2 protein-coding genes are annotated in these 1,646 nt (G+C 63.0%); both read right to left on the bottom strand.

The window, feature by feature from the left end; all coding sequences use genetic code 11:
• On the bottom strand, positions 1–653 hold a 653-nt coding region (locus tag E3T23_RS00600; protein ID WP_206750233.1), incomplete at its 3' end, for an ABC transporter permease.
• A gap of 38 nt (positions 654–691) precedes the next feature.
• The gene (locus E3T23_RS00605) at positions 692–1,540 is read right to left on the bottom strand and encodes an ABC transporter ATP-binding protein (RefSeq protein ID WP_134368488.1); all 849 of its coding nucleotides are present in this window, start codon (positions 1,538–1,540) and stop codon (positions 692–694) included.
• Positions 1,541–1,646 lie beyond the last annotated feature (106 nt).

A 1,646-nucleotide genomic window follows, 5' to 3' on the forward strand; every position in this document is an offset into this window, starting at 1 on the left:
TTCGCGACGAGGTTACTTTCGGTCACTCCTGGTTCTGCATACACGGCGATCGTGGACGCCATGCCATCGGGGGCATAGACCGCTGTCGCGGTCGCAACGTCGAGGTACACGATTGTGGCCCCGGCCATTGCGATTCCCGTGGACATTTTTCCGGTGACCTGCACAGTGCGAATTTCGCCGGCCACAACGATTTTCGTTTGGTCTCCCACTGACAAGCCGGAAGACGCCAGGGTTGCGGACTCGAGTCCGATTTCGGCCGGTCCGTTGGGGGCGCGTCCGGAGGCAACTGTGACGGTGGTGTCGTCGGGATACAACGCCACCCCGAAGCTGGGCGCCTGGGTGCTCTGGACCGCGGTGCCGTCTTTTCCGACAACGACGATTGGGCCGGTAATCCCGGCGAACGCTTTGTCGACACCGTGTACTGTGGCGATCCGACCGGCGAGAGCGGCAGGCACGGTGTTGCGGTTTTCACCGATTGCGCCGGTCATACTGCGCCCGAGCGCAGGTTCGGCTCCGCGAATGTAGGCGTCTCCGAGCAGGGTCGAGTCCACGATTGCGGAGAACGTGGAAGACATCATTGTGCGCAGGGAGAAAGTGCCTGCCACGAAAGCGACTCCAAGCGCGACAGCCAGGACCGAGAGGATGAATCGCACGAGATGCGCGCGTATTCCGCGCAACGCCACGCGGCGCATCAGATACGCACCGGGAGAGGCATTGCAGAGGTGTCGTTGTCGGTTTTGCCTTCGTCCGCAGTGGGGGCAGCGTCGAGGCTAGCGAGCGCTTCGAGCACGGATGCTTGTGTAGGGTTTACTAATTCGCCAACGAGCCGGCCATCGGCCAAGAAGAGGACACGGTGGGCATAGGTGGCCGTGCGGGGGTCGTGGGTGACCATGACGACACTTTGGCCGAGATCGTCGACGGAGCGGCGCAGAAAGCCCAGCAACTCGGTGGACGCCTTCGAATCGAGGTTGCCGGTGGGCTCATCGGCGAAGATCACCGCAGGTTTGGCGACGAGCGCTCGGGCGCACGCGACTCGCTGCTGTTGACCCCCCGACAGCTCGCTGGGGCGATGGTGTAGACGTGACTCCAGCCCCACCGCGGCCACGATCGTGTCAAAGTGCGCACGATCGACCGGCCTACGGGCGATGTCCAGCGGCAATGTGATGTTCTCCGCCGCAGTGAGCGTAGGAACCAGGTTGAAGGCTTGGAAGATGAACCCCAACCGGGTGCGGCGAAGCTTCGTCAGTTGGCGCTGGTTCATCCGGCCGACGTCTTCGCCGTCGATCGTCACGGTCCCAGAGGTGATTGTGTCCAGCCCGGCCATGCAGTGCAGGAGGGTGGACTTGCCCGACCCGGACGGGCCCATGATCGCTGTCAGCTCACCACGAGTGAAATCAACATCGATAGCCGCCAAAGCTTGCACCGTTGTGTCGCCCCGCCCATAGGTCTTCACCAGGCCCCTCGCCGAAGCAATGGCCGACGCGGGGATGGCTGTCGCGGAGCCAATCTGGAGGGGTTTCGTGGTCGGGTTGTTGGTCATGTGTTGTCCTGTCGGAAAGTGCAATGGGTGGAAGAGTGATCGTGCGGTGAGCGCGTTCGACTTGCCCGGGCGTTGTAGAGCGCAGGCGCGTTGGAACCACACGCTC

Origin of the sequence: Cryobacterium cheniae, assembly GCF_004403395.1 — a bacterium.
In the GTDB taxonomy this organism is placed as follows: Bacteria; Actinomycetota; Actinomycetes; order Actinomycetales; family Microbacteriaceae; genus Cryobacterium; species Cryobacterium cheniae.